Genomic DNA, 25,779 nt, shown 5'->3' on the forward strand with positions numbered 1-25,779 from the left:
GGGTGCTGGGGGAGGGTATGAGGAAGGAACAATTGCGCGGCGGCGCAAAACAGGGGATTTTATCGGGCCGCCCGGACCGGCGCCCCCGACGGCCGGCCGAGCCGCGCGCAGGCGCTCATAATTCCGGATGCGTCGGGCCCTGTGAACCCGGTACGCCCACCGTCCAACACCCATGACCCGACTTGCCACCGCCCCCATCCCGGCCATGCTGCTTGCCGCCGGGCGTGGCATGCGCATGCGCCCCCTGACGGACGAAACGCCCAAGCCTCTGCTGACGGTGCAGGGCCGGCCCTTGATGCAGTGGCCAATGGAGGCCTTGCTGGCCGGCGGCTTCCGGCGCCTGGTGGTCAACACCGCCTGGCTGGGCGAACAGATCGACGCCTTCTGCGCCGACTGGCAGGCGCAGCACCCGGGCACCGAGGTGACCGTCTCGCGCGAAGGCCAGGACTTCGGCTACGCGCTGGAGACCGCCGGGGGCATCGCGCGCGCGCTGCCGCTGCTGGGCGATGTGTTCTGGGTGCTAGCGGGCGACGTGTACGCGCCGGAGTTCGCCTTCACGCCGACCAGCGTGGCCCGCTTCAAGGCCAGCGGCCAGCTCGCCCACCTCTGGCTGGTGCCCAACCCGCCGCACCACCCACGCGGCGATTTCGGCCTGAGCGCCGAGGGCCTGGCGCTCAACGAGGCCGAGATGCGCCACACCTACAGCACCATCGGCCTGTACCGCCGCGAGCTGTTCGAGGCGCCCTGGTGCGAGATCGTGCCGGGCAACCCGCAGGGCACGGCCGAGCCGCTGGCGCCGCTGCTGCGCCGCGCCATGGACGCCGGCCTGGTGAGCGCCGAGCTCTACATCGGCCCCTGGGTGGACGTGGGCACCCCGGAGCGACTCGCGGAACTGAACACTGCGGGCTGATCCCCACGCCCCACGGCGCGCGCCAAAACGCCGACAATGGCCCGCATGGACTCCACCACCCACACCACCCTGTACGCGGAGCGCCGCGCCCGCGTGGCCGCCCAGCTCGGTGCCGGCGGCATCGCCATCGTGCCCACCGCGCTGGAACGGCCGCGCAACCGCGACACCGATTTCATCTACCGGCACGACAGCTACTTCTATTACCTCACCGGTTTCACCGAGCCCAACGCCTGGCTGGTGATCACCGCCGAGGGCCAGACCACGCTGTTCTGCCAGCCCAAGGACCTGGAGCGCGAGATCTGGGACGGCATCCGCCTGGGCCCCGAAGCCGCACCGGCACACCTGGGTGTGAGCGAGGCGTTTTCCGTCGCCGAACTCGACCAGCGCCTGCCCAAATTGCTGGAGAACCGCCAGACCGTGTGGTACCCCTTCGCCACGCACGCGGGGCTGGAGAGCCGCATCAACGGCTGGCTGCAACCGGTGCGCGCGCGCGTGCGCTACGGCGCGCTGTGCCCCGAATCGCAGCGCGACCTCTGCGGCATCCTCGACGAACTGCGGCTGGTGAAGGACGCCTTCGAGCAGGCCACCATGCGCCGCGCCGCTCAGATCAGCGCCAAGGCCCACATCCGCGCCATGCAGCGCAGCGCGGCCATGCTGCGCGCCGGGCAGGACGTGCGTGAGTACCACCTCGACGCCGAGCTGCTGCACAGCTTCCGCGAACACGGCTCGCAGTACCCGGCCTACGGCAGCATCGTGGCCGCCGGCGCCAACGCCTGCGTGCTGCACTACCGCGCCGACGCCGCGCCGATCCGCAGCGGCGAGCTGGTGCTGATCGACGCCGGCTGCGAACTCGACGGCTACGCCAGCGACATCACCCGCACCTTTCCCGCCAACGGCCGCTTCACCGGCCCGCAGCGCACGCTGTACGACCTCGTGCTCGCCAGCCAGGACGCCGCCGTGGCCGCCACCAAGGCCGGCGCGCGCTTCGTCGACCCGCACGAGGCCACCGTGGCGGTGCTGGCCCAGGGCCTGCTCGACGTCGGCCTGCTGGACCGCAACAAGGTCGGCAACGCGCAGGACGTGATCGCCCACCGCGCCTACTTCCCGTTCTACATGCACCGCACCGGGCACTGGCTGGGCATGGACGTGCACGACTGCGGCAGCTACGTGGAGCCCTCCGAGCTGGGCAGCGTGAGCGAGCGCCAGGACCCGCTCAGCGGCGAGACCATCAAGGACCGGCCCAGCCGCGTGCTGCGCCCCGGCATGGTGCTCACCATCGAGCCCGGCCTGTACGTGCGGCCAGGCGAAGGCGTGCCCGAGCATTTCTGGAACATCGGCATCCGCATCGAGGACGACGCCATCGTCACCGCGACCGGCTGCGAACTCATCTCGCGCGACGTGCCGGTGAAGGCCGACGAGATTGAAGCCCTGATGCGCGCTTGACGCAGGTCAAGAGCACCGCCGATGGGCCCATCGGCGGCCGGGTCTTGGATATAGAGCAGGAATCATTCTCATTTACACTGTGAGACCCACCGGCGCTGCCGGCCCGATTCCTTCACTCCAAGCCCTTCCGCCATGAAACCCACCCTGCTCGTTCTGGCCCTGTCGGCCACCCTGTCCCTGCTGCACGCACCGGCCCACGCCCAGGCCGCCGCTCCCGCGGCCGCGAGCGCGCCCGCCGCCACGACCTACGCCACCGTGGCCACGCACTACGCCGCGCTGGTGCACGCCAACTACAGCGACACCCTGGCCGCCGCGCAGGAGATGCAGACCACCATCAAGGCCTTCGTGGCCGCGCCCTCGGCCGACGGCCTGGCCGCCGCGCGCAAGGCCTGGCTGGGCGCCCGCGAGTTCTACGGCCAGACCGAGGCCTTCCGCTTCTACGGCGGCCCGATCGACGACGACAAGGGCCCGGAAGGCCAGATCAACGCCTGGCCGCTGGACGAAGCCTATGTGGACTACGTGCAGGGCAAGCCCAAGGCCGGCCTGATCGCCAACACCAAGTTCAAGATCACCAAGACCAACCTGGCCAAGTTCAACGAGCGCGGTGGTGAAGAGAACATCAGCTCCGGCTGGCACGCGATCGAGTTCCTGCTGTGGGGCCAGGACCTGAGCGAAACCGGCCCGGGCAACCGCTCGTTCGAGGACTATGTGGACGGCAAGACCCCCAACGCCGACCGCCGCCGCCAGTTCCTCACCGTGGCCACCGAGCTGCTGGTGGACGACCTGAACTTCCTGGTCAAGGCCTGGGCGCCCGGCCAGAAGAACTACCGCGCGCGCTTCGAGAAGGGCGGCAAGGAATCGGTGCGCAAGATCATCGTGGGCCTGGGCTCGCTCTCGCGCGGCGAACTCTCGGGTGAGCGCATGGAAGTGGCGCTGAACTCGCAGGACCAGGAAGACGAACACTCCTGCTTCTCCGACAACACGCACCGCGACATCGTGACCAACGCCACCGGCATCCAGAACGTGTGGCTGGGCCAGTACAAGAAGCGCGACGGCAGCGTGCTGCAAGGCCCGGGCGTGCGCGACCTGGTGGCCGCCAAGAAGGCCGACCTGGCCGAGAAGACCACCGCGCAGATCGCCGCCTCGGTGGCGGGTGCCGAAGCCATTCCCGCCCCGTTCGACCGCGCCATCGCCAAGGGTTCGGCCGGCCGCCCGGCGATCGAGAAGACCGTCGCCAGCCTGGTGGAACAGTCCAAGCTGCTGGTGGAATCGGCCAGCGCGGTGGGCATCGCCAAGCTGACGCTCGTGGAACCTTGATTCGGAACACCCCCCTGCGCCGCTGCGCGGCTTCCCCCCTCTCTGGCGCGCCTTCGGCGCTGGGAGGGGGGACGGGGTCTCGGGCCGGCGGAGCCGGACCCTTGACCCCTCTGGATTGACGTTTCTTCTGTTGTCTAGGCCTTCATCATGTCGCTCCTTCCCACAGCCACGCGCCTTGCGCTCGCCATGGGGGTCCTGTTTTGCGGCTCCGCCGCGCTCGTCCTGCACGCCGACGAAGCGCCCGACCCGTTGGGTGAGAAGACCGGTGGCGCGACCACGGTCTACGCCACCGGCAAGAACGCGTTTTCGTTTCCGCTGGCCAACCTGGACGATCCGGGGCGCACGCGCTTCGTGATCGGCAACTCGTTCTTCAAACGCAACTGGGTGGAGGCGCCGGCCTCCACCACCGCGCGCGACGGCCTGGGCCCGCATTTCATCGCGCGGTCCTGCGCGGGCTGCCACGTGCTCGATGGCCGGGGCGAGCCGCCGGCCTGGAAGAACACGCTGGGCCCCGAGCCCGAAGGCACGGTGGCGCTGCTCATGCGCCTGTCGGTGGCCGGCACGCCCGACCCCAAGGCCGGCGTGCGGCCCGACCCGGTGTACGGCGACCAGTTCAACAACGCGGCGATCCAGGGCGTCAAGCCCGAGGGCCGGGTCGAGATCCGCCAACAGCCCATTCACGGCCGCTTCGCGGACGGCACGCGCTACACGCTGCAAAAGCCGATCTACAAGCTGACCGACCTCGCCTACGGCCCGTTCGCACCCGGCCTCATGGTCAGCCCGCGCATCGCACCGCAGCTCGCCGGCATCGGCCTGATCGAAGCCATTCCCGATGCCGAGATCCTGCGCAACGCGCGCGAACAGGCGGCCGCGCCCGGCCCCATCAAGGGCCAGCCCAACCGCGTGTGGGACGTGTTCGCGCAGGAAGAGCGCCTGGGGCGCTTGGGCTGGAAGGCCAACGTCGCCACCCTCGCGCACCAGACCGCCGGGGCTTTCCATGGCGACATCGGCATCACCTCCAACGCCTTCCCGCACGAGACCTGCACGCCCACGCAGAAGGACTGCCTGGCCGCGCCGCACGGCGGCGGCAAGACCACAGGCCGCGACGGCATCGTGCCGGCGGCCAACGCGACCGCGCTGAAACCCGAGATCGACGACGAGACCCTGGGCCAGGTGATCTTCTACCAGGCCACGCTGGCCCCGGCGGCGCGGCGCAACGTGAACGACCCGCAGGTGCTGCGCGGCCAGGCGCTGTTCGCGCAGGCGCAATGCGCGGCCTGCCACCGCCCGAGCTACGTCACGGCCGAAGGCCCGTTTCCGCCGCTCACCAGCCCCGCCCTCAAGGGCCAGCGCATCTGGCCCTACACCGACCTGCTGCTGCACGACATGGGCCCGGACCTCGCCGACGGTCGCCCGGACTACCTCGCCAGCGGCAGCCAGTGGAAAACCCCGCCGCTCTGGGGCATCGGCCTCATCAAGGACGTCAACGGCCACACCCGCCTGATGCACGACGGCCGCGCCAACGGCGTGCTCGAAGCCATCCTCTGGCACGGCGGCGAGGCCCAGGCGTCCAAGGAGCAGGTGCTCAAGATGAAACGGGCCGACCGCAGCGCGCTCGTGAAATTCGTGGAGTCGCTATGACAACGTCTGCTTTTGCCTTCCTTCGCAGCGCCACCGCGCTGGCCCTGGGCCTCACGCTGTCCGGCCTCGCGGCGGCGCAGAACGCCCCCATCGTGGCCGCGCCCTACTACTCGGCCGAGCAGGCCCTGCAGGGCGTGTACACGCACCACCTGCCGCCGCTGGCGCGCGACTTCCAGGTCCAGGCCGATCGCCTGGTCGAGACCACGGCCCAACATTGCAAGGGCCAGGCCACGCTGCCGGCCTTGCGCGCGCAATGGCAGGACACGCTGGTGAGCTGGGAGACCCTGTCCACGCCGGCCGTGGGGCCGCTGGTCACGCGGCGCTCGCAGCGCCAGATCGACTTCTGGCCCACCCGCCCGGACCTGCTGCGCCGCTCGATGGAGAAGGCGCCCAACACCCTGGCGGACATGGAGCGCGTGGGCACGCCCGCCAAAGGCTTTCCCGCCTTCGAACTGCTGCTGAACCAGTGGGCCGGCAGCCGCCAGCCCGCGCCGGCCCCGGCCTGCCGCTACGCCGAGCTGGTGGCGCAGGGCATCGCCGCCGAGGCACGCGCCCTGAACGACGAACTCGGCCAATGGGCCACGAAGGAATGGGACGACGAACCCGAGGTCACCACCGCCTCGCTGGCCGAATGGGTCAACCAGTGGCTCGCCGGCCTGGAGCGGCTGCGCTGGGCCCACATCGAAAAACCCATCACCACCCACCAGACCACCGGCAACGCGGCCAAGGGCGCGCCGGTGCCCTACGCCCGGCTCGACCGCGAGAGCAACCTGCGCGACTGGCGCGCGCAATGGCAGAGCCTGCGCCAGCAAGGCCGCCTGCCCCCCGGTGCGCAACCACCCGCCGCCGGCCAGGCCCTGGTGCCGATGGAGGCCCTGCTCATGGGCCGGGGCCAGCTCGCGCTGGCGCAGAAATGGGGCCAGGCGCTGGACCAGGTGACGGCGGGCATGGACAAGCTCACGCCGCGCTCGAACGAGCGCGAGCTGCTCGCGCTCACGAAGTCGATGAAGGCCGTGACCGTGCTGTTCCAGAACGAGGTCGCGGCCGCGCTGGATGTGCCACTCGGGTTCTCGGATGCCGATGGCGACTGACACCCCCCTGCTGCTGTCGCGCCGCCAGTGGCTGGTCGCTGCTGCAGCCATGGGCCTCGCGCCGGCCCGGGCCGCGCGCAGCGCGGGCACGCGCCTGATCTCGGCCTGGCAAACCTCGAACGAACACCGCATCGGCGTGATCGCGGTGGACGGGGCGCGCTGGTCGGTGCAGCGCTCGCTCGCCGTGCCCACGCGCGCGCACGGCCTGTTGCTCGAAGCCGGTGGCAGCGTGCTGGCCGCCGCGCGCCGCCCGGGCGACTGGCTGCTGCGTTGGCATCCGGTGAGCGGGCAGACGCAATGGCACTGGATCGAGGACGACCGCCGCTTCAATGGCCACGCCGTCGCCAGCCCCGATGGCCAGACGATCTGGACCACCGAAACCGACCTCGACACCGCGCAGGGCCGCCTGGCCACGCGCGACGCGAAGACGCTGGAGAAATCCGCCGAGTGGGCCACGCAGGGCATGGACCCGCACGAGCTGATCGTGCTGCCGCAGCGCGTGGGCGAGATCCCGGTCGGCAGCCTGCTGGTGGCCAACGGCGGCATCCCCACGCTGCCCGAGACCGGGCGCAGCAAGCGCCAGCTCGACCGCATGGACGCCTCGCTGGTGGCGCTGGACCCGCGCGACGGTGCGGTGCTGGGCCAGTGGCGCCTGGACGACCCCTACCTGAGCATCCGCCACCTGGCCTGGGACCCGGTGTCGCGCACGGTCGGCATCGCGCTGCAGGCCGAGCACCCCGATGCCGAGGCCAAGCGGCGCGCGCCGGTGTTCGCCGCGTGGAACGGCCAGCGCCTGCAGGCCTCGCTGGCCCAGCCTGCGGTGCAGGGTTATGGCGGCGACATCTGCGCCCTGCCCGAGGGCGGTTTCGTGGTGAGCTGCCCGCGCGCGGACGCACTGGCCCTGTTCGGCGCCGACGCGCGCTGGTCGCAGAACCTCGCGCACCGCGAGGCCTATGCGCTCGCGGCCGACCAGGGCCACTGGTGGGCCAGCGGCGCCGAAGGCGTGTGGTGCGCGCCCGAAGGCACCGAGGCCCGCACCAGCACGCGCGGCGGCGAGCGCCTGCAGATCGACAACCACTGGGCCGTCTGGCCCCAGGCCTGAGGCGGGTACCCGCCTCCACACCAGCCTGTCAGCGGGTGCGGTGGCAGAATCAGGCGCCCGGCACGTTGGCGGCCGGAAGGGTGATCGCAAGCTGCCCATGAACACCGTCGCACCGCACCTGGCGAATGTGCTGTCCCGCTCGCCCAACTTCCACCTGGACCAGGTCACGACCTTGGGCGGCCGGTGCCGGGGCCGCCTCATTCACTGCACCTTCGAGGCCCACACGGTGGACATCCCGCCGCTGGACGAGGTGGTGCTGCTGGCCGCCAACCAGTACCGGCTCAAGCGCGCGCTGTTCGATTTCGGCTGGGGCTTTCGCGACCACTTCAGCAGCCACCCGCACCCACTGCACCTCTTCCCCGCGGGCAACGCCTACCGCTGGCTCAAGGACGGTTTCGCGGACGTGACCCTGCTCGCGCTCTCGGCCACCGACCTGGCCGCGCTGCTCGACGAGCTGGGCCACCGCAATCCGAACGACGGCCTGTGGGAGCTGTCGCAGCGCGGCTTCGCCAACCCGATGATCTACCAGGCGCTCACGCAGTTCATGCAGCAGGCCTCGGCGGACAGCCCGCAGATCCTGGTGGACAGCTACTGCACCGTGATCGCCAACGAGCTGGCGCGGCAATGGAACACGCGCGCGCCCGCCGGCCCGGCGGTGCGCAAGCTGCCCTCGGCCCAGCTCGCGCGGCTGATCGACCACATCAAGGAACAGCTCGCGCAGGACCTGAGCCTGGACGACCTGGCGGCCCAGACCGGGCTCACCAAGTACCACTTCATGCGCTGCTTCAAGGCCTCCACCGGCCGCTCGCCGCTGCAGTACGTGACCGAGTTGCGCGTGGCGCAGGCGCGCCGCCTGCTGGAGACCACGTCGCTGACGATGGAGGTGGTGGCGCGCCAGAGCGGCTTTTCAAACGCCGAGCACCTGGCCCGCGTGTTCGGCAAGGCCACCGGGCTTTCACCGCGCGCCTACCGCACGGCCCTGGGCGAGGTGCGCGCGCCGCGCCGGCACTGAGGCCTAGCCCCGCCGCTGGCGGCGATGCTGGGCGGGCGTGGTCTGGAAGTGTTTCTTGAAGGCGCTGGCCAGATGGCTCTGGCTGGAAAACCCGCTCTGCACAGCGATCTCGGCGATGGGCTCCGTGCCGTCTTCCAGCAGGCGCCTGGCGTGCTCCAGGCGCCGCAGAAGGATGTACTGGTGCGGGCTCGTGCCCAGGTGCGCGCGGAACGACCGCCACAGCTGGGTCGCGGGCAGGCCGGCACGCTCGGCCATGGCCTCCAACGAGAGATCCTCCGCCAGATGGTCCTCGATGTGATCGAGCAGCCGCCGCCAGCGGTGCACGCGCGGCCCGGGGACCGTGGCACTCTTTCGTGGCGTCAGGCTGGAATGGTGGCTGAGCAGCCGGCTCGCCAGCATGTGGGCCAGGTGATCGGCCTGGTAAGGGCTGGCGGCGTCGCCCTCGCACAGCAGCTCGAGGGTGGTCTCGGCCAGGTGGGCGATCACCGGGTCGTGCGTGCACAGCCGGGGGATGAGCTCACCGACCGACGAAGAACGCCGGTAGAGCTCGTCGGCCACCTTCCGAAAGATGGCGTCGTGGACATAGAGGTGCAGGATGCGGGGGCGGCCCGAGATCGCCCATCGGCTCGTGGATGCGCCGGGCAACACGCTGAACTGGCGCGGCCTCAGCACCGCTTCCCGGCGCACCCGGGACAGCGTGCGCGCCACCGGGCTGGCCGTCGACACGCAGTAGGCGATGCCTGCGGTCGACGCCACCGGCAGGTCCGCGCTCCAGGGCGCCTCCTGGACCAGCGAGGCATACAGGCCTCGCCACCGCAGGGATGCGCTCTCCCGCAGGAGCTGAACTTCCGAGCGCTGCGCGATGCCGTGGGTCTGGCCGGGCAGAAAGACATCATCCGGCCACGGAAGGGAGGGTGTGCTCATGGAACGATTTTGACAACGGCGAAGCGATTCCGATAGACCCGTTGGGGACCGCCCGCAGATGATCCGGCCACCGCAAGGTTCGCGGGGTTCTCACACAGGCTCACACCATGACCACTTCCTTTGAATCCGTGCGCGTCGCTGCCGTTCATGCCGCCGCGCCCTTCCTCGATCTCGAGGCCGGTGTTCAACGCACGATCGCGTTCATCCAGCAGGCCGCAGCCGGCGGCGCCCGCCTCGTCGCCTTTCCGGAAACCTTCCTGCCGGGGTACCCGCACTGGATCTGGTCCCACACCTCGAAGTACGCGGCGCCGCTGTTCGCGGAGCTGTACCGCAACGCCATCGAGTTCCCGAGCCCGCAGGCGGACCAGATCGCCGCGGCGGCCCGCGAGGCGGGCATCTGGGTCTGCCTGGGGGTCAATGAACGGGAGGGCGGCACGCTGTACAACACCATGGCCTGGTTCTCGCCGCAAGGGCGGCTGGTCGCCCGGCACCGCAAGCTGCACCCGACCAATGCCGAGCGCACCGTGTGGGGACGCGGCGACGGCCGCGATGTCTTCGTGGTGGACACCGGCTTCGCCAAGGTGGGCGGCCTGATCTGCTTCGAGCACAGCATGGACCTGAACCGCCATGCGCTCGCGGCCATGGGCGAACAGATCCACGTCGCCTCCTGGCCGGCCATCAACGCCACCCATGGCGACCCCAACGCGAGCGACTTCGACCACTACTCGACCACGCTGGCCGCCGCGCATGCGATCTGCGCCCAGACCTACGTGATCCTGGTGCAGGGCCGCGTGTCGGAAGAGATCGTCGAGCGGCTCGGCATGAAGCCGGGCCCGGACGCCCCCACCGTGGGCGGTGGCATCAGCGGCTTCATGGGACCCAACGGCAAATGGCTCGCCGAGCCGCACCGCGACACCGAAGCGGTGATCTTTGCCGATCTCGATCTGTCCATGATCGCGTTCGCCAAGTTCTTCGCCGACGGCGCGGGGCACTACAGCCGGCCCGACGTCTTCAGCTTCGACGTGAACCGCGCGCCGCAGACCGCGCTGCCCCAGTCCTCCGTGGTCCAGGGCACGGTGCGGGCGATGGAGGACGCCTGAGCCGATCAGCCGGCGTGCAGCCGCTCGTGGCCGGCGGCCGCGCGCAGCACCAGCGCGTCGTCGAAGTGGCGGCCGATCAGCATCAGGCCCACCGGCTTGCCGTCGGTCTCGCCGCAGGGCACGCTGATGGCGGGGTGGCCGGTGAGGTCGAACGCGCTGGTGTTGGCCAGCATGGTCCAGCTGTGCTGGATCACGGCCGCCACGCCCGCGTCGGCCGGCGGGATCGGCAGCGTGGGAAACGGCGTGGTCGGCATCAGCAGCAGGTCGCGGCCCTCCAACGCGTCGTCGTAGGCCTGGCGCAGCCGGCGGCGCAGGTTCTGCGCCTTCGCGTAATAGCGGCCCTGGTACTGCTGGTGCACGTAGGCGCCCAGCAGCATGCCGATCTTGAGCGTGTGCGGCATCTCGTTGGCGCGCTCGCGCAGCCCGCCCAGCGCGGTCATGAGCGCGAGCGGGTAGGCGCCCGTGGTCAGGTGGCCCGCGCCCTGCCCGCCGTACAGCGTGTGGTACGTGCCTTCGTTGGCGATCGCGCTCCAGATCGCGAAGCCGTGGCGGTGCCACGGCACCGACACCTCGTCCACGATCGCACCGGCCGCGCGCAGGGCGTCGATGGCGGCGCGCACCGCCGCGTCGGTGCCCGGGTGCGATTCGGGCAGGCCGAACGACTCCTTCACCACGCCGATGCGCAGGCCTTTCACATCTTGGTCCAGCCCCTCGGTGTAGCGCTCCACGCGCACGTTGCGCTGGCGCCCGTCGATGCCGTCCTCGCCGGCGATCACCTCCAGCAGCAGGGCCACGCCCGCCACGTCGCGCGCCATCGGGCCCACGTGGTCGATCGTGTAGTCCAGCCCCATGACGCCGGTGTAGGGCACCAGGCCGTAGGTGGGCTTGAGGCCCACGATGCCGGAGAACGAGGCCGGGATGCGGATCGAGCCCGCCTGGTCGGCGCCGATCGCCAGGTCCACCTCGCCCGCCGCGAGCAGCGCCGCGCTGCCGGTGGTGGAGCCGCCGGGCGTGTGGCCCGGGTTGCGCGGGCTCTCCACCGGGCCGGTGGCGCTGGTGGCGCTGCCGCCGGAGAACGAAAAATACTCGCAGACCGACTTGCCCACGATGTGGCCGCCGGCATCGAGGATGCGCGTGACCAGCGTGGCGTCGCCGTCGGGCACAAAACCTTCGAGCAGCGAGGCGCCGTTCATCATCGGCACGCCCGCGATCTGCACGTTGTCCTTGATCGCCAGGCGCAGGCCGGCCAGCTTGCCCTGGGCCGCGCCCTGGATGTCGGTGCGCATCCACCAGGCACCCCAGGGGTTGTCCCGCGGCTCGGGACGGCTGCCGCCGGCGCGCGGGTAGTGCACCGGCAGGGGCTCGTTGGGCAGGCGGTCCAGGGCCCGGAACTCGGGCACCAGCGGCGCCAGTATGTCCAGCACGGTCTGCGCGTAGTCCGCGTCCACGTCGATGCCCAGCTGCGCGCCCAGGCGGTGCAGGCGGTCCTTGTTCGGCAGGTTGAATGCCATGGTGTTCCTCTGAAAAAACGGGTTGACGGTCAGCCGGCGAACTCGGCCGATTCGACGAGCGCCGCCATCGCGGCGGTGTCGCTGGCGCGCGCCTCGCGCACGGTGCGGCCCTTCTCCAACACGACGATGCGGTCGGACAGGGCGCGCAGGAAGTCCAGGTTCTGCTCCACCAGCACGATGGAGAGCCGGTGGCGCTGCCGCAGCGAGCGCAGCAGCAGCACCATGTCTTCGATGATGGAGGGCTGGATGCCCTCGGTCGGTTCGTCCAGCAGCACCAGCTTCGGGCGCGTGCACAGGCAGCGCGCGAGCGCCAGGATCTGCTGTTCACCGCCGCTGAGCAGCCCACCGGGCCGATCGAGCAGGCGCGGCAGCGCGGGGAAGTCGGCCAGCACCTCGTCCACCACCTGCATGGCCTGCCGCCCGCCGTGCACCGAAGCGGCGAACAGCAGGTTCTCGCGCACCGAGAGCAGCGGGAAGATGCGCCGGCCCTGCGGCACGTAGCCGATGCCGCGCGCCACGCGCCGGTGCGTCGGCAGGCGCGCGATGGACTCGCCCTGCCAGCGCAGCTCACCGGCGCTCACCGCGATCTCGCCCACGATGGCGCGCATCAGCGTGGTCTTGCCCATGCCGTTGTGGCCGAGCACGCCGAGCACCTCGCCGTCGTCCACGCGCAGCGCGATGCCGTCGAGGATGTTGATGCGGCCGTAGCCGCCGCGAACGCCTTGCAGTTCAAGCACGGACATGCTCCTCACGACCCAGATACACATCGCGCACGACCGGATCGGCCAACACCTCGGCCACCGGCCCGTCGCGCAGCACCGCACCCCGGTGCAGCACGGTCACGCGGTCGGCGATGCGGCGCACGAAGCGCATGTCGTGTTCCACCACCACCACCGCGCGCCCGGCGCGGATGGAGAGGATCAGCTCGGCGGTGCGCGCGGTCTCCTCCTCGCTCATGCCGGCCACGGGTTCGTCCAGCAGCACCAGCTGCGCGTCGGTGGCCAGCACCATGCCCAGCTCGACCCACTGCCGCTGGCCGTGCGAGAGCGTGGCGAGCTGGCGGTCGCGCACCGCGCCCAGGCGCAGCTGCTCCAGCACCTCGTCGACCACGGCGGCCACGGGCCGCCGTTCGCGGTGGCGCCCGGCCGCCACACGCAGGCTGGCGCCCACCGTGAGGCCGTCGAACACGCTGGGCACCTGGGTCTTCACGCCCACGCCCAGGCGCGCGATCTGGTGGCGCTCCAGGCGCCCCACGTCCTGGCCCAGGATGCGCACCCGGCCGGCGCTGGGTTTCTGCTGGCCGGTGAGCGTCTTGAACAAGGTGCTCTTGCCGGCGCCGTTGGGGCCGATCAGGCAGCGCAGCTCGCCGCGCGCCACCTGCAGATTCACCCGGTCCACCGCCACCACGCCGCCAAAGCGCACCGTGAGGCCTTCGGTGTCCACGGCCCACACCGGAGGGACTTGCACCGCGTTCATGCCGCGCTCCCGGGGTCGCGCCGCAGGCGCTGGCGCAACCAGGGCAGCAGGCCGGCGGGCAACAGCAGCACGCACAGCACGAAGATCACACCCAGCACCAGGTTGGTGTCGGCCAGCCGGGTCTGGCCCAGCCAGGTGGTGAGCCACTGGATCAGCACACAGCCCACCACCGGCCCGGCCAGCAGGCCCACGCCACCGACCTGGGCCCAGATGATGATCTGCGCGGCGAAACCGATGCCGAACACATCGGGCCCGACGAAGCCGCCCCAGGCCGCGTGCAGGGCACCGGCCAGCCCGGCGATGCCGGCACCGATGACGAACACCCCCAGCTTGTGGGCGCGCGCGTCGTAGCCCAGCAGCTCGGCGCGCAGCTCGTGCTCGCGCACGGCCGCCACCGCCTGGCCGAAGCGCGAGCGCACCAGCCAACGCAGGCCCGCGTACACCAGCACCAGCACGCCGGCCGAGAGCAGGTAGAGCTGCACGAAGTCCAGCTCCTGCCCGCCGGGCAAAGCGGGTGGCGGCACGCCGGGAATGCCGTTGTAGCCCCCGAGCGCCACGCCGCCCAGGCGGAAGTCCGCGCCCGAGACGGTGTTGACCAGGTGGAACAGGATCAGGGACGCGGTGAGCGTGATCACGCCCAGGTACACGTCGCTGATGCGGCCGTAGAACAGGAAGTAACCCATCAGCGCCGCGCCCACGCAGGGCACGGCGACCGACGCCGCCAATGCCACGGCGCTGCCATGGCCGCCCAGCGCGAGCACCGCGTAGGCGTAGGCGCCCAGGCCGAAGAACACCGACTGGCCGAAGCTGAAGATGCCGGCCACGCCCCAGACCAGCGCCATGCTCAGCGCCAGGATGGAGAGGATCACGTAGACGTTCAGGCTCACCAGCGTGGCCAGCTCGACCACCCCGGCCACACCGAACAACACCAGCAGGCCACCGGCCCACAGCAGCGGCTGGAACTTGCGCAGCCCCCCGTTCACAGCGACCTCCGGAAGAAGCGACCGGTGATGCCCGAGGGCATGAGCCGCAGCAGCACGATGGCCGCCACCAGCAGCGCCACGTGGCCGGCCACCGGGGTGGCCCAGCGCGTCACGGCCTCGCTGAGCGTGCCGAACAGGGTGCTGGCCACCACCGTGCCGGTGATGGCGTTGGCGCCGCCGGTGATCACGGTGATGAAGGCGCGCGTGACGTAGGCGGTGCCGATGGTGGGCACGGCGCCGGTGAGCGGTGCCATCACCGCGCCGGCCAGGCCGCTGACGGCCGCGCCGGCCGCGAAGGTCCAGGCGTACACGCGCGAGGTGTTCATGCCCAGGGCCTCGGCCATGGGAGCGCTCTGCATGGTGCCGCGCGCCAGCAGGCCGATGCGCGTGCGCCGCAGCACCCACCAGGTGGCCGCGACCAGCACGATCGCCACCCCGATGATGAGCACGCTGTACCAGGAGTCGCGGTGGCCGCCGAGCGTGAAGCTGCCCAGGGGCGAGACCACGCCGCGCTGCTGGAAGCCGAAGGCCCAGGTCGCCAGGCCGATGAGCGCCAGGCTCACGCCCCAGGTGGCGAGGATGGTGTCGAGCATGCGGCCGTAGAGGTGGCGGATGATGAGCCGCTCCAGCGCGTAGCCCACCAGCCCCACCACCAGCGGCGCGATCACGAACATCGCGAGCCAGATGTTGAGGCCGGCCTGGACGCAGAGCACCAGGGTGTAGCCGCCGATCATGAGGAACTCGCCGTGCGCGAAGTTCACCACGCGCATCATCCCGAAGACGATGGCCAGGCCCAGGCTGGTGAGCACCAGCAGGGCGATGGCGTACAGCAGGTGGAAGGACAGGACGAGGTGCTCCATGCGGTGCTCAGATCCGGGGCTCGAACTGCTGGTTGGTCGCGGGGGTCTTCACGAGGTCGCACTGCCCCACCATGTCGATCGCGGTCACGGCGCTGGTCTTCTCCAGCACCCGGTAGCCGCCGTCTCGCACCTCGGCCAGGTACATGTCGTAGCTGCAGTGGTGGGTGGCCGCGTCCAGCGACACCTTGCCGTGCGGCGCGTCGACCGACAGACCCGACTCCAGCGCCTTCAACACGGCGTTGCGGTCCAGGCTGCCGGCCTTGGCCACGGCGGCGGCCCACAGGCGCAGCGCCACGTACTCGTTCATCGTGGTGTTGCTCACGTAGTCCTTGTTGCCGGCGTCGCGGTAGGCCTTGATGAAGGCCTTGTTCGAGGGCAGGTCCAGCTCCTCGAAGTAGTTGGTGCAGACGATCACGCCGTTGGTGATCTCCTTGGGCATCAGCAGGTGCTCGCCCACGTCGCCGAAGGTCTGCGAGGCCAGGGCCACCTTGCCCTTCATGCCCGAGGCCGCCCACTGGCCGTAGAAGCTGCCGTGCGCCGGGCCGACGAAGCTGTTGATGATCGCGTGGGGCGCGGCGGCCTGGATCTTGGCGATGGTGGCGTTGAAGTTGGCCGCGTCCATCGGAAAGAGTTCGACCCCCACCACCTCGCCGCCGTGCTCGGCCGCGAGCCGGCGGATCCACTTGGCCGAGAGCTGGCCGAAGTTGTAGTCGGCGCCCAGCACGTAGAGCTTCTTGCCGTGGTGCTTGATGAGGTGCGGCACGATGGTGCGCAGCGCATGGCTGGGCGTGACGCCGGTGAGCACCGTGTTGCGGTCGCACACGCCGCCTTCGTAAGGCATGTTGTAGAAGTAGGGCACGTTGGCGCGGCGCAGCACCGGGCGCACCACCTCGCGCGCCGCGCTGGTCACGCCGCCGAAGGCCACGACGGCCTTGTCGCGCAGCGCGAGCTGCTGGCCGAACTGGGCGTAGAGCTGGTTGTTGGACTGGGTGTCGTACTCGACGATGCGCAGCTTGCGCCCGAGCAGGCCGCCCGCGGCGTTGATCTGGGCCACGCCGAACTTGAGCACGTTGCTCTTGCCGCGGCCGAAGGGCTGCAGGGGACCCGACATGTCCTGGATGCTGCCGATGACGATGTCGTTGCCCTGGGCGCGCGCCAGGGAGGTCAGGCTGGCGAGCGGCGCGGCCAGCAGGCCGCAGGCCATCGAGCCCGTGAAAGAACGGCGGTTCGGATTCAAAGCGTTGCTCCTTGTCGAAAGCCCGGCGGGCCCGTGTGGGGAGCGACGATATTTCAGCCGTGCGAAGCGGCCAATGCCTTGGAGGGGGTGCGACCGAACTTCAGCGCAACTTCGGCAGGGTCGGCGCAATTCCTGCCGGAAACGGCGCTACTTGGCGGCTTCGCTGGCGCTGCCGGCGTAGAGCTCGCAGGCCTGGCCGGTGCGGCGGCACTGGCCGTCGGCCTCCAGCCAGGGATGGGCGTGGCCCACACAACCGGTCTGGCAGATCACGCTGCTGGCCTCGGCCATCGCCTGGGCTTCGGCGCGCCCGGCCAGCGGGCGGGCGCGGCGGGCCAGCGGCTTCATGACGCCGGCCACGCCCAGGCCCCAGAGCAGGCTGGTGCGCGAGACGATGAGTTGCGCGCGCAGGTGCAGCACCTCGTCTTCCAGCGCCGACACGCGCAAGGCATGGGCGCGCAGCTGTTCGCCCACGCGGCGCTGCAGGCCGGCCACCTGGCGGGTCAGCACACCGTGTTCGATGGCGATCTCGCGCGCGGCCGCGCTGTCGTGGCGCGTGAGCAGGATCGATGGCGGGGTCTGTGTCATGGGCGGTCCTTCCCGGGCAAAGGCGGCGCGCCGGCCGCGATGAGCAACTGGGGCACGCCGTCGGCCGCGCGCACGGTGCTGGCCTGCACCTGCCACACGCGCCGCACCAGCGCGGGCCGCAGCACGCGCGCGGGCGGGCCGCTGGCCTGCAGCACCCCACCGTCGAGCACCCACACGCGGTCGGCGTAGCGCAGGGCGAGGTTGGGGTCGTGCAGCACGGCGAGCACGCCCACGCCCTGCTCGCGCGCCCAGCGCTGCACGGTGCTCAGGGTCTCGTGCTGGTGGCGCAGGTCGAGCGCGGCCGTCGGTTCGTCGAGCAGCAGCCAGCGCGGCGCACCGTCGGCGCGCGGCGCCCAGATCTGCGCCATCACGCGCGCCAGCTGCGCGCGCGCGCGTTCGCCGCCGCTCAGGCTGCTGATGCTGCGCTCGGCCATGCCGGCCACACCGGTGGCCTGCATCGCGGCCTGCACGATGGCGGCCTCGTTGGGAGACGGTTGCAGGTGGTGCGGGTAGCGACCGAGCTCCACCACGTCCCGCACGCGGAAGTCGAAGGCCACGGCCGTCTCCTGCGGCAGCACCGCGCGGTGGCGCGCGAGCTGGTGCACGGTCGCGGGCGTGACCGCCAGGCCGTTGAGCGTCACACGGCCGCTGTCGGGCGCGCGCAGGCCCGAGAGCACCGAGAGCAGGGTGGACTTGCCCGCGCCGTTGGGGCCGAGGATGGCACCGACCTCGCCGGGCGCGAGTTGCAGCTGCACGCCTTGCAGCAGGGTGCTGGGGCCGGCGCGCACGCCCACGTCCAGCGCGCACAGGCCCTGCCCCTCGTCCAGGGCGGGCGTGTCGATGCCGGGTTCGGCGTCCTCGTCGTCGTCCAGCCACAGCGGGCGTTCGCCGGCCGGCAGTTCACCGCAGGCGCTGCGCCAGTCGGCGTCGAGCAGGCGCGCGTTCACAGGCGCCTCCCGTGCGCGCCGCGCAGCAGGAGCAGGAAGAAGGGCACGCCCACCACCGCGGTGAGCACGCCCAGCGGCAGCTCGGCCGGTTGCAGGAGGGTGCGCGCCACCGCGTCGGCCAGCAGCACCAGCACCGCGCCCAGCAGGGCCGCGCCGGGCAGCACCCAGCGGTGGTCGGGCCCGGCCACCAGGCGCACCATGTGCGGCGCCACCAGGCCGATGAATCCGATGATGCCGGTGGTGGCGGTGACCGCGCCCACGGCCAGCGCCGTGACCACGATGGCGATCTGCTTCACGCGCTCGACCGACACGCCCAGCAGCACCGCCTGCGCCTCGCCCAGCGCGAGCGCGTTGAGCGGGCGCGCCAGCCGCAGCCCGATCCCTCCGGCCACGAGCGTGATGCCGCCCACCAGCGCGACGGCGCTCCAGCGCGCGCCGCCCAGGCTGCCGAGCAGCCAGAACTGCAGGTTGCGCAGCTGTTCGTCGGTGGCCAGGAAACTCAGCAGGCCCAGCCCCGCGCCGGCCAGCGCGTTGACCGCGATGCCGGCCAGCAGCATCAGCCCCACGCGCGTGCCGCCTTCGCCGCGCGAGAGCAGGTAGATCAGCACGGTGACCGCCAGGCCGCCGCCGAAGGCCATGAGCACCAGCGTCCAGCTGCCCAGCGAACGTGGCAGGTCGGGGAACCAGAGGTTGCCCATGACGATGGTGGCGCCCGCCGCGAGCGCCGCGCCGCTGCTCACGCCGATCAGGCCCGGGTCGGCCAGCGGGTTGCGGAACAGGCCCTGCATGAGCGCGCCGGCCAGGCCCAGGCCGGCCCCGGCGGCCAGGCCCAGCACCAGGCGCGGCAGCCGGATGTTGAAGAACACCAGCTCGGCGCCGCTGCCGCCGGGCGCGGTGGTGGTCACCGCGCCCAGCAGCACGCCCGGCAACTCGCTCAGCGGCAGGCTGTAGGCGCCCTGGCCCGCCGCCCACAGCAGTGTGAGCACCAGCAGCGCGCCCAAACAGAGCAACAGGCTCGGGCCGGAGAGGCGGCGCGGCGTCCAGCGCAGGGCCGCCAACGCCGGCGCGGCCGCGTTCACGAGCGGTCCTCCATGCGCTGCTCGCCGGGCTGGCGCTGCGCCGACACGTCGGGCCACCAGGCCACGCGGTCGATCAGGTGCAGCACGTTGCCGTCGATGTCGCTGAGCGTGAGTTCCCACGCGCCCCAGGGCTGCCAGCGCGGCGACTCGCCTTCGAAGCGGTGCGCGTGCAGCGGCTTGCGCCCGCCCAGGCCGGTGCGGCAGGGGCGCAGCACGGCCGCGCGCAGGCTGGCGTGCAGCACGTGGATGCGCGGCACCTCGACGCGGTGGTGGCCGGGCGCGAAGCCCCGGTCGCCCGGCGTGGGCCGTTCCCAGCGCCCAGGCGTGGCGGCGCAGGCCCAGAGCTGCACCTGCAGCGGGCCGTGCGCCACCAGCGCGCACACGCCGGGAATGTGCTGCCGGCATTCGAAGCCCAGCACCTCGGTGTAGTCGGCCACCGCGCGGTGCAGGTTGGGCGTGCGCACGTTGGCGAGGTCGTGGCGCACGGCGTTCATGTTTTCACCACCTGGTCGTGCAGGCGCTCCACCACCTCGGGCAGGCGCGGGCCGAAGCCGAGCAGCTCCAGCGCGTCCAGGTGCACCAGCGTTTTGCCGGATGCGCGGCGCTGGAAGGCCGGCGTGAGCGCGAGTTCGGGGCGTTGCCAGAACTTCGCTTCGCCGCCGATGGCTTCGATGCCTTGCGTGGTGGTCAGGATCAGGTCGGGCGCGGCCTGCGCCATGGCCTCGGCCGTCATCGGCCGGTAACCCTGGAAACCGCCGAGCGCGTTGTGCGCGCCGATGAAGCGGATCAGCGCATCGGCCGCCGTCTTCTCGCCCGAGACCTGCGGGCTGCCGCTGTGCGAGAGCACGAACAGGATCTTCGGCCCCGGACCCTTGGCGGCTTGCACGCGCGCGCCCACGGCCTGCCAGCGCGCATCGAGCCGGGCCTGCAGCTCGCGCGCGGCGGCTTCGCGGTTCGAGGCGCGGCCCACGGCGGCGATCTTGCGGCGCACCTCGTCCCAGGTGTGGTCGGACGCCACCAGCTCCACGCGCACACCGGCGCTGCGCAACTGGTCGATCACCACCGGTGGGCCGGCGTCGGTGCCGGCGATCAGCGCGTCGGGTCGCAGCGCGAGCAGGCCTTCGGCCGAGAGCTGGCGCATGTAACCCACCTTGGGCGTGGCCTGCGCCGCCGCCGGGTACAGACTGGTGGTGTCGGTGCCGACCAACTGGTCCTGCGCGCCCAGCGCGTAGACCACCTCGGTGATGCCGCCGCCCACCGTGATGAGGCGCGGTGCAGGGGGGGCCGCCATCAGACCCAGGGGCGACCCCGCTGCCGCCATGGCCGAGAGGGCCTGCAGCGCGCGCCGGCGTGAGAGGGAGGAGGAATTGAACATCGGGGGTTCCCTGGAAACTGGAGAAAAGGCGTTCAGGGCAGACGGCCCACCGGCGCGAAGCCGGGCGTGTTCTGCCCGATGTGCCAGCACACGCCCGAGGGGTCGATCACCACGAACTCGGTGATGCCCCAGGGCTGCGCCGTCACCGGCGTGATGCGCGCGCCGTAACGGCCCGCGAGGTCCTGCGCCTCGACGTGCGCGCGCCAGGCGTGCACATCGGTCACCAGCAGGTGCATGACGAGGTTCTCGGCCAGCGCCTGTTCGTAGAAGTCCTGCAGCAGGAAGGGACAGTCGCCGACGCAGAAGTACGCCACGCCCCCACCCTCGGAACGCTGGGTGAAGCCCAGGTCGGCGTAGAAGCGCTTGGACAACGCGAAGTCCTTCGCCGGCACGAAGGCCTTGATCTCGACGGCCTGCAGGGCGGCGGCGGCGGTGCTCATGCGGTCACCGCGCCGCTCGTCTGGCCCGCGGCGGCGGCCTGCAGGTGCGCGACGATGTGGCGCCAGGCCTGCAGCTCGCTCTGGCCGGGCTTGCGCGCGCCGAAGAACATGGCCATGAGTTCACCGCGCGCGTCGAAGGCCTCCACCGAGGTGACGACGCCGTCGCTGGTCGGCTTCTCGACCACCCACACGTCCTGGATCAGGTCTTCGCGCAGGTGCAGGTTGAAGCCGGGGTCGAGCACGTTGAGCCAGGCCTTGCCCTGGATCTCCATCGGCTCCACGCGCTTCACCGGCCCGGTGTGGATCTGGATGCAGCCCGGACTGCCGACGAAGACCATGATGGGCGTGCCATCGAAGGCCGCTTCCATCAACAGCTCGCGCACCGCCGCCTTTTCCACGCGGTGCGTGTAGCGGCCCTCGACCAGGCGAAAGCCCTGCTGGCGCTCCAGGCCGAACTGCTTGAGCAGCGGGAAGAACTGGTGCGTGTCGGTCATCGCGCCCCAGGCCGTGCCGAACGCGTTGGCGTCCACCAGGGGCTGGGGCGAGGCCGTGCCGCCGGCCGCGGCGCGCGCCACGAAGTCGATCTCGCGCTGGTCGTCGCTGTGCGCGGCGATCATGCGCTGCCACGCGGCCAGGTCGGTCTGCTCGCGCACATAGACCTTGTGCACGGCCACGCCGTGGCGGTCGAAGAACTGCAGGCTGGGCGTGCCCATGCCGGGCTGCGACTTGAGCGCCTCGGCCACCACGAAGCCCGCGTGCCACTGGTTGAAGAACAGGCGCAAGTCGATCTGCTCGCCCAGCGCCAGGCCCACGGGCCCGCTGGCCGAGACCTTCTGGTACACGCCGGTCTTCTCGTGCACCACGCTCTCGTTGCGCGTGAGGGCCATCAACGGGCCGCAGGCTTCGAGCGACTGCAGCAGGCCCAGCCAGTCGGGCTTGAGCGCGATGGCCTGCAGCGGCGCGCCGTGCGCGCCGCGGTGCGCGGCGATGGCCGCGCCTTCGCTCAGGCCCAGCGCTTCGGCGGCCTCCTTGGCCCGCAGGCCGCTGGCGCGCATGCCCTGGAAGGCGGTTCGGATGTCGTGGGCATTCATGTGCTTCTCCTGAAGGTGGGGTGGGGCCGGCGTGCGTCGGTCGGTCACTGCACGCGGGCGGGAACGGGGTGCCACAGGGGCGTGGGCGTGGCTTCGACGGCCATGGCCTCGGCGGTGTGCTCCAGCTCGAGCTGCCAGCGCGTGCGCAGGTTGGCCAGCATGGTCTGCATCGGCGGCGAGAGCTGCGGGTGCGCCGAGAGGTACAGCAGGTTGGACACCAGCTTGCGCGCCATGCACGGGCGGTGCGGGCAGTCGCGCGCGCTCTGCGCGTAGCCGGTCATCAGCGCCAGGGTGCCCGCGAGCAAGGCCTCCACGCTGGGCAGGGTGTACTCCTCGTCGGCGGTCGTCTCGGTGTGGTGGTCGGCTGCGGCGGGCATGGTGGCTCCTGTGAGGTGGCTAGAAGTCGGTGACGAGCGCCACCGAGAAGCTGCGGCCCGGTGCGGTGTAGGCGTCGAGCACGGGCGAGTTCGCGGCCACGCCGACGACGTTGGTCCACTCCCAGTACTTGCGGTCCGTCACGTTGTGGATCGCGGCGCTGAGCCGCGTGGCCTTGCTGACCTGCCAGCTCGCGCGCAGGTCCAGCGTGGTGGACGAAGGCGGTGCGAACTGGTTGGCCAGGTTGGCGTAGTTGATGTCGCTGGTGGACTTCTTCATCGTGTGCGCGACCACGGCGCCCAGCTTCCAGTCGCCCACGCGCTGGTCCACGCCGAGCAGCAGGCGCGCCGGGTTGACCGTGTTCAGCGGTGCGCCCAGGCGGGTGTCCTTGCCCTTGGTCTGGCCATAGGCCAGGCGCAGGTCGGTGGCCGGGCCGAGCGCGAACTTGCCCTTGAGTTCGAAACCGCTCAGGCGCACCTGGCCGCGGTTGACTGCCTGGTAGGTCAGGGGGTTGAGCGGGTTGCCCGCCTGGCCGCCCACCACCACGAGCTCTTCGATGAAGTCCTTGTAGCGGCCGGTAAACACGGCGGCCTCCCACTGCACCGGACCCACCTTGTCGCGCGCGCCGAGCTCCAGCGTGCGGCTGCTCTCGGGTTTGAGGTTGGGGTTGGGAATCGTGCGGTAGCTCGCGAGCGTGTTCTGGAAGTAGTTGTTGAGCTGCAGCGCGCTCGGCGCCTTGAAGCCGGCCGCGAGGTTGGCGAACAGGTTCAGCTCGGCGCCAGGGCGGAAGATCGCGCCCAGCTTGGGCGAGAGCGCCGAGTCCGACAGACTGGCCGGCTGCAGCGGGTACAGCGGACTGCCCTTGGCCTTGAGGTCGAAGCGGTCGTAGCGCAGCGCCGGGATGATGCTCCAGCGCTCGCTGGCGAACTCGCTCTGCACGAACAGCGCGGTGTTGGTCTCGCTGGTGGGCGGGAAGCGCTTGAGCGGGTAGCTCTCGTAGGCGGGCGCGCCCACGCCGGTGACGATGTTGTCCATCTTCGCGACCGACACGTCCACGCCGTAGACCAGCTTCTGCCCCCAGTCGGCGCCCAGCGATCGGGCCTTCTCGGCCTGCAGCACGCCTTGCCAGAGCTTCTCGGTGTAGCTCACGTCGCGCACGCGGTAGGTGGGCGCGGCGCTGCGCCGCTCAGTCGAGACCTCCTGCGATTCGGCCTGCTGGTAGCCCACGGTGGCGCGCAACTCGTCGGCCCAGGCCGAGTTCACCTTGAAGCGGCCGTCCCAGCTCAGGCGCGTGCGCTCCATGTCGGTGGTGCCGTCCACGTCCTGCGTGGTGACGCCCATGCTGGTCGCGCGGGCCGTGTAGGCCTCGACCTCGCCCGACTTGTCCACGTGTTCCAGCGTGAGGGTGTGGCGCTGGCCCGCGCCGGGGGTGAGCACCACCTTGCCCAGCAGCGAGACGTTCTTGTCCTTCTGCGGGTTGGGCGCGGTGCGTGTGCTGTTGAGCGATTCGTTGGTGCCCTGGTTGTCCAGCTCGCCGCTGCGACCGACCTGCACGCTGCCCAGCCATTGAAGCGTGTCGTTCGGCGCGCCGACCAGCGTGACACCGACGCCGCGGCTGTCATCTTCGCTGTCGGCCTTGAGCCCCACGCGGCCACCGAAGGTCTTGCCCGGCTGGAGCAGATCCTTGGGTTCGGTGGTGAACATCGCGACCATGCCGGCCAGGCCATCGGAACCATACAGCGCGGAGTTCGCGCCCCGCACGATTTCCACGCGCGAGATCAGGCCCAGGTCGTAGTAGTCGCGACCGAACGAGGCCGAGCCGAACACGCCGCTGGAGAGTTCGCGCGGCACGCGGATGCCGTCGACCGTGAGCAGCACGCGGTTGCCTTCGAGACCCCGCAGGTTGAAGCCCGCGTTGCCATCGCGCCCGGTCGAGCCGGTGACGCCGCCGAAGCGCTGCGGCGCGCGGCGCACGCTCATGTTGGGCACCTCGCGCACGAGGTCGCGGATGTCCTGCACGCGCGCGGGGTCGAGGTCCTCGCCCGTGATCACGTCGATGCTGGCGGGCACGTCCTCGATCGCGCGCTCGCTGCGCGAGCCGCTCACCACCACCTCGCGCAAGGTGGATGCCTGAGCCACCTGGGTGGCCTGGGGCGCGGTCTGGGCCAGGGCCGGACCGGACAGCAGGGCGAGGCAGGCCAGGCAGAGCGGGCTGAGCCGCAGGGAAGAAAGGGAAAGGGAGACGGGGGAGCGCGAGGGGGTCAAGACGGCACCTGGATCCAGAGGGTGGAGGACAAGGCTGGCGTCACGACCTCAGGCGGGCTGCCGGGTGCGGGCTGGCTGGAGGATCGATTATATGCGAACGATTCTCATTTGCAAGCCGTACCGATTCTCAGCACTGAATTGATAGCGCGCTCCGCGCACAATGCGCGCCTGTCAACCAAAAACGAAAGGAGTGGTCCCATGAAAGGCGACGCCCAAGTCATCACCCATCTGCAAGCGCAGCTCAAGAACGAGCTCACCGCGATCAACCAGTATTTCGTCCACTACCGCATGCTCAAGCACTGGGGCCTGGACAAGCTGGCGGCCAAGGAATACGAAGAGTCGATCGGCGAAATGAAGCACGCCGACAAGCTCATGGACCGCATCTTCACGCTCGACGGCCTGCCCAACCTGCAGGACCTGGGCAAGCTGCACATCGGCGAGGACGTGCCCGAGATCCTCAAGAGCGACCTGGGCCTGGAAACCGGCGCGCAGAAGACCATCAAGGACGGCATCGCCCACTGCGAATCGGTGCGCGACTACGTCTCGCGCGACCTGCTGCAGACGATCCTGGACGACACGGAAGAGCACATCGACTTCCTGGAAACCCAGATCGACCTGCTGGACAAGGTGGGCATCCAGAACTACCTGCAGAGCCAGATGGGCTCGGTCAGCTGACCGCTCCCGCCCCAGGCCGTTCCCTTCTTGCCACAGAGCCCCGCCTTTTCGCGGGGCTTTTTTTGGTCTTTTGAATACGATCAATTATCATTTGCGCACACGTTCACCTTGAACCACCCTTTTTCCGTCCCGCCCAGCCCCATGATCGTTTGCGTTTGCCACCGAGTCAGTGACCAGACCATCGCACGTTGTGCGCGGTCCGGCATGGCATTCGACGACATCCAGCTCGAGCTGGGCGTGGCCACCCAGTGCGGCCAGTGCGAGTCCTGCGCGCGCACCCTGTGGTCGGAGTGCACACCCCACCAGTCGGTGGTGCACCTGCAGCTGCACCCCACCACCC

At 70.8% G+C, this 25,779-nt stretch carries 26 protein-coding genes; 10 read left to right on the plus strand and 16 right to left on the minus strand.

The window, feature by feature from the left end:
• Positions 1-205 precede the first annotated feature (205 nt).
• The 7 genes from AC3WPZ_RS23745 (at position 206) to AC3WPZ_RS23775 (ending at position 8,516) form a co-directional block, all read left to right on the plus strand.
• Complete coding sequence (locus AC3WPZ_RS23745; RefSeq protein ID WP_492441878.1) at positions 206-910, plus strand: nucleotidyltransferase family protein; 705 nt, start codon at positions 206-208, stop codon at positions 908-910.
• A 45-nt stretch (positions 911-955) separates the two neighbouring features.
• Positions 956-2,353: an aminopeptidase P N-terminal domain-containing protein gene (locus AC3WPZ_RS23750; RefSeq protein ID WP_492441842.1), complete on the plus strand. Its 1,398-nt coding sequence runs from the start codon at positions 956-958 to the stop codon at positions 2,351-2,353.
• Positions 2,354-2,485: 132 nt separating this feature from the next.
• Positions 2,486-3,670 (plus strand): imelysin family protein, encoded by a 1,185-nt coding sequence (locus AC3WPZ_RS23755; protein WP_492441844.1) that lies wholly within the window; start codon positions 2,486-2,488, stop codon positions 3,668-3,670.
• Between the two features lie 147 nt (positions 3,671-3,817).
• A complete protein-coding gene (locus AC3WPZ_RS23760) occupies positions 3,818-5,311 on the plus strand; it encodes a di-heme oxidoreductase family protein (RefSeq protein ID WP_444688991.1) in 1,494 nt (497 codons plus the stop codon).
• Positions 5,308-6,402, plus strand: coding sequence for an imelysin family protein (locus AC3WPZ_RS23765; protein WP_492435989.1), 1,095 nt, complete (start codon positions 5,308-5,310; stop codon positions 6,400-6,402). Before AC3WPZ_RS23760 ends, AC3WPZ_RS23765 begins: the two co-directional genes overlap by 4 nt.
• Complete coding sequence (locus AC3WPZ_RS23770) at positions 6,392-7,504, plus strand: DUF1513 domain-containing protein (protein ID WP_492441847.1); 1,113 nt, start codon at positions 6,392-6,394, stop codon at positions 7,502-7,504. The genes AC3WPZ_RS23765 and AC3WPZ_RS23770 overlap by 11 nt, the downstream gene beginning before the upstream one ends.
• A 97-nt stretch (positions 7,505-7,601) precedes the next feature.
• Positions 7,602-8,516 (plus strand): AraC family transcriptional regulator, encoded by a 915-nt coding sequence (locus AC3WPZ_RS23775; protein WP_382322337.1) that lies wholly within the window; start codon positions 7,602-7,604, stop codon positions 8,514-8,516.
• Between the two features lie 3 nt (positions 8,517-8,519).
• Here AC3WPZ_RS23775 and AC3WPZ_RS23780 read toward each other — a convergent pair whose 3' ends face one another.
• The gene (locus AC3WPZ_RS23780) at positions 8,520-9,440 is read right to left on the minus strand and encodes a helix-turn-helix domain-containing protein (RefSeq protein WP_492441849.1); all 921 of its coding nucleotides are present in this window, start codon (positions 9,438-9,440) and stop codon (positions 8,520-8,522) included.
• A 107-nt stretch (positions 9,441-9,547) separates the two neighbouring features.
• On the opposite strand from AC3WPZ_RS23780, the gene AC3WPZ_RS23785 reads away from it, so the two are divergent.
• On the plus strand, positions 9,548-10,540 hold the full coding sequence (locus AC3WPZ_RS23785) for a carbon-nitrogen hydrolase family protein (RefSeq protein ID WP_492441851.1): 993 nt from the start codon (positions 9,548-9,550) through the stop codon (positions 10,538-10,540).
• A gap of 5 nt (positions 10,541-10,545) precedes the next feature.
• Here the strand turns inward: AC3WPZ_RS23785 and AC3WPZ_RS23790 are convergent, their stop codons facing one another.
• The 15 genes from AC3WPZ_RS23790 to AC3WPZ_RS23860 all read right to left on the minus strand — a co-directional run bounded on the left by AC3WPZ_RS23790 (position 10,546) and on the right by AC3WPZ_RS23860 (position 24,764).
• On the minus strand, positions 10,546-12,051 hold the full coding sequence (locus AC3WPZ_RS23790; RefSeq protein ID WP_492441853.1) for an amidase: 1,506 nt from the start codon (positions 12,049-12,051) through the stop codon (positions 10,546-10,548).
• 29 nt (positions 12,052-12,080) lie between these two features.
• Positions 12,081-12,788 (minus strand): ABC transporter ATP-binding protein, encoded by a 708-nt coding sequence (locus AC3WPZ_RS23795; RefSeq protein WP_492441855.1) that lies wholly within the window; start codon positions 12,786-12,788, stop codon positions 12,081-12,083.
• Positions 12,781-13,527 (minus strand): ATP-binding cassette domain-containing protein, encoded by a 747-nt coding sequence (locus AC3WPZ_RS23800; RefSeq protein ID WP_492441857.1) that lies wholly within the window; start codon positions 13,525-13,527, stop codon positions 12,781-12,783. Before AC3WPZ_RS23800 ends, AC3WPZ_RS23795 begins: the two co-directional genes overlap by 8 nt.
• Positions 13,524-14,510, minus strand: a complete 987-nt coding sequence (locus AC3WPZ_RS23805) for an ABC transporter permease subunit (RefSeq protein WP_492435997.1) — start codon at positions 14,508-14,510, stop codon at positions 13,524-13,526. Before AC3WPZ_RS23805 ends, AC3WPZ_RS23800 begins: the two co-directional genes overlap by 4 nt.
• Entirely contained in the window at positions 14,507-15,370 is an 864-nt protein-coding gene (locus AC3WPZ_RS23810; RefSeq protein WP_444688999.1) for a branched-chain amino acid ABC transporter permease, read from the minus strand. The genes AC3WPZ_RS23805 and AC3WPZ_RS23810 overlap by 4 nt, the downstream gene beginning before the upstream one ends.
• Before the next feature lie 7 nt (positions 15,371-15,377).
• Positions 15,378-16,607 carry an ABC transporter substrate-binding protein gene (locus tag AC3WPZ_RS23815; RefSeq protein ID WP_492441859.1) on the minus strand — a complete coding sequence of 410 codons (1,230 nt, stop codon included), beginning with the start codon at positions 16,605-16,607 and terminating at the stop codon, positions 15,378-15,380.
• A gap of 147 nt (positions 16,608-16,754) precedes the next feature.
• The gene (locus tag AC3WPZ_RS23820) at positions 16,755-17,192 is read right to left on the minus strand and encodes a hypothetical protein (protein ID WP_492441861.1); all 438 of its coding nucleotides are present in this window, start codon (positions 17,190-17,192) and stop codon (positions 16,755-16,757) included.
• Entirely contained in the window at positions 17,189-18,139 is a 951-nt protein-coding gene (locus tag AC3WPZ_RS23825) for a heme ABC transporter ATP-binding protein (RefSeq protein ID WP_492441863.1), read from the minus strand. Before AC3WPZ_RS23825 ends, AC3WPZ_RS23820 begins: the two co-directional genes overlap by 4 nt.
• Entirely contained in the window at positions 18,136-19,218 is a 1,083-nt protein-coding gene (locus tag AC3WPZ_RS23830) for a FecCD family ABC transporter permease (RefSeq protein ID WP_492441865.1), read from the minus strand. The genes AC3WPZ_RS23825 and AC3WPZ_RS23830 overlap by 4 nt, the downstream gene beginning before the upstream one ends.
• A complete protein-coding gene (locus AC3WPZ_RS23835; RefSeq protein ID WP_492441867.1) occupies positions 19,215-19,712 on the minus strand; it encodes a VOC family protein in 498 nt (165 codons plus the stop codon). The genes AC3WPZ_RS23830 and AC3WPZ_RS23835 overlap by 4 nt, the downstream gene beginning before the upstream one ends.
• Complete coding sequence (locus tag AC3WPZ_RS23840; RefSeq protein WP_492441869.1) at positions 19,709-20,593, minus strand: heme/hemin ABC transporter substrate-binding protein; 885 nt, start codon at positions 20,591-20,593, stop codon at positions 19,709-19,711. Before AC3WPZ_RS23840 ends, AC3WPZ_RS23835 begins: the two co-directional genes overlap by 4 nt.
• A gap of 32 nt (positions 20,594-20,625) precedes the next feature.
• Complete coding sequence (locus tag AC3WPZ_RS23845) at positions 20,626-21,033, minus strand: VOC family protein (RefSeq protein WP_382322349.1); 408 nt, start codon at positions 21,031-21,033, stop codon at positions 20,626-20,628.
• On the minus strand, positions 21,030-22,124 hold the full coding sequence (locus tag AC3WPZ_RS23850) for a hemin-degrading factor (protein WP_492441871.1): 1,095 nt from the start codon (positions 22,122-22,124) through the stop codon (positions 21,030-21,032). The genes AC3WPZ_RS23845 and AC3WPZ_RS23850 overlap by 4 nt, the downstream gene beginning before the upstream one ends.
• Before the next feature lie 44 nt (positions 22,125-22,168).
• Positions 22,169-22,501 carry a hypothetical protein gene (locus tag AC3WPZ_RS23855; RefSeq protein WP_382322351.1) on the minus strand — a complete coding sequence of 111 codons (333 nt, stop codon included), beginning with the start codon at positions 22,499-22,501 and terminating at the stop codon, positions 22,169-22,171.
• Between the two features lie 19 nt (positions 22,502-22,520).
• Positions 22,521-24,764 (minus strand): TonB-dependent hemoglobin/transferrin/lactoferrin family receptor, encoded by a 2,244-nt coding sequence (locus tag AC3WPZ_RS23860; protein WP_492441873.1) that lies wholly within the window; start codon positions 24,762-24,764, stop codon positions 22,521-22,523.
• A 198-nt stretch (positions 24,765-24,962) separates the two neighbouring features.
• On the opposite strand from AC3WPZ_RS23860, the gene bfr reads away from it, so the two are divergent.
• Both bfr and AC3WPZ_RS23870 read left to right on the plus strand, forming a co-directional pair.
• Entirely contained in the window at positions 24,963-25,439 is a 477-nt protein-coding gene (gene bfr / locus AC3WPZ_RS23865) for a bacterioferritin (RefSeq protein ID WP_382152838.1), read from the plus strand.
• A gap of 141 nt (positions 25,440-25,580) precedes the next feature.
• On the plus strand, positions 25,581-25,779 hold a 199-nt coding region (locus tag AC3WPZ_RS23870; protein WP_492441876.1), incomplete at its 3' end, for a (2Fe-2S)-binding protein.

The organism is Hydrogenophaga sp. FW305-3-2-15-A-LB1 (assembly GCF_058787875.1).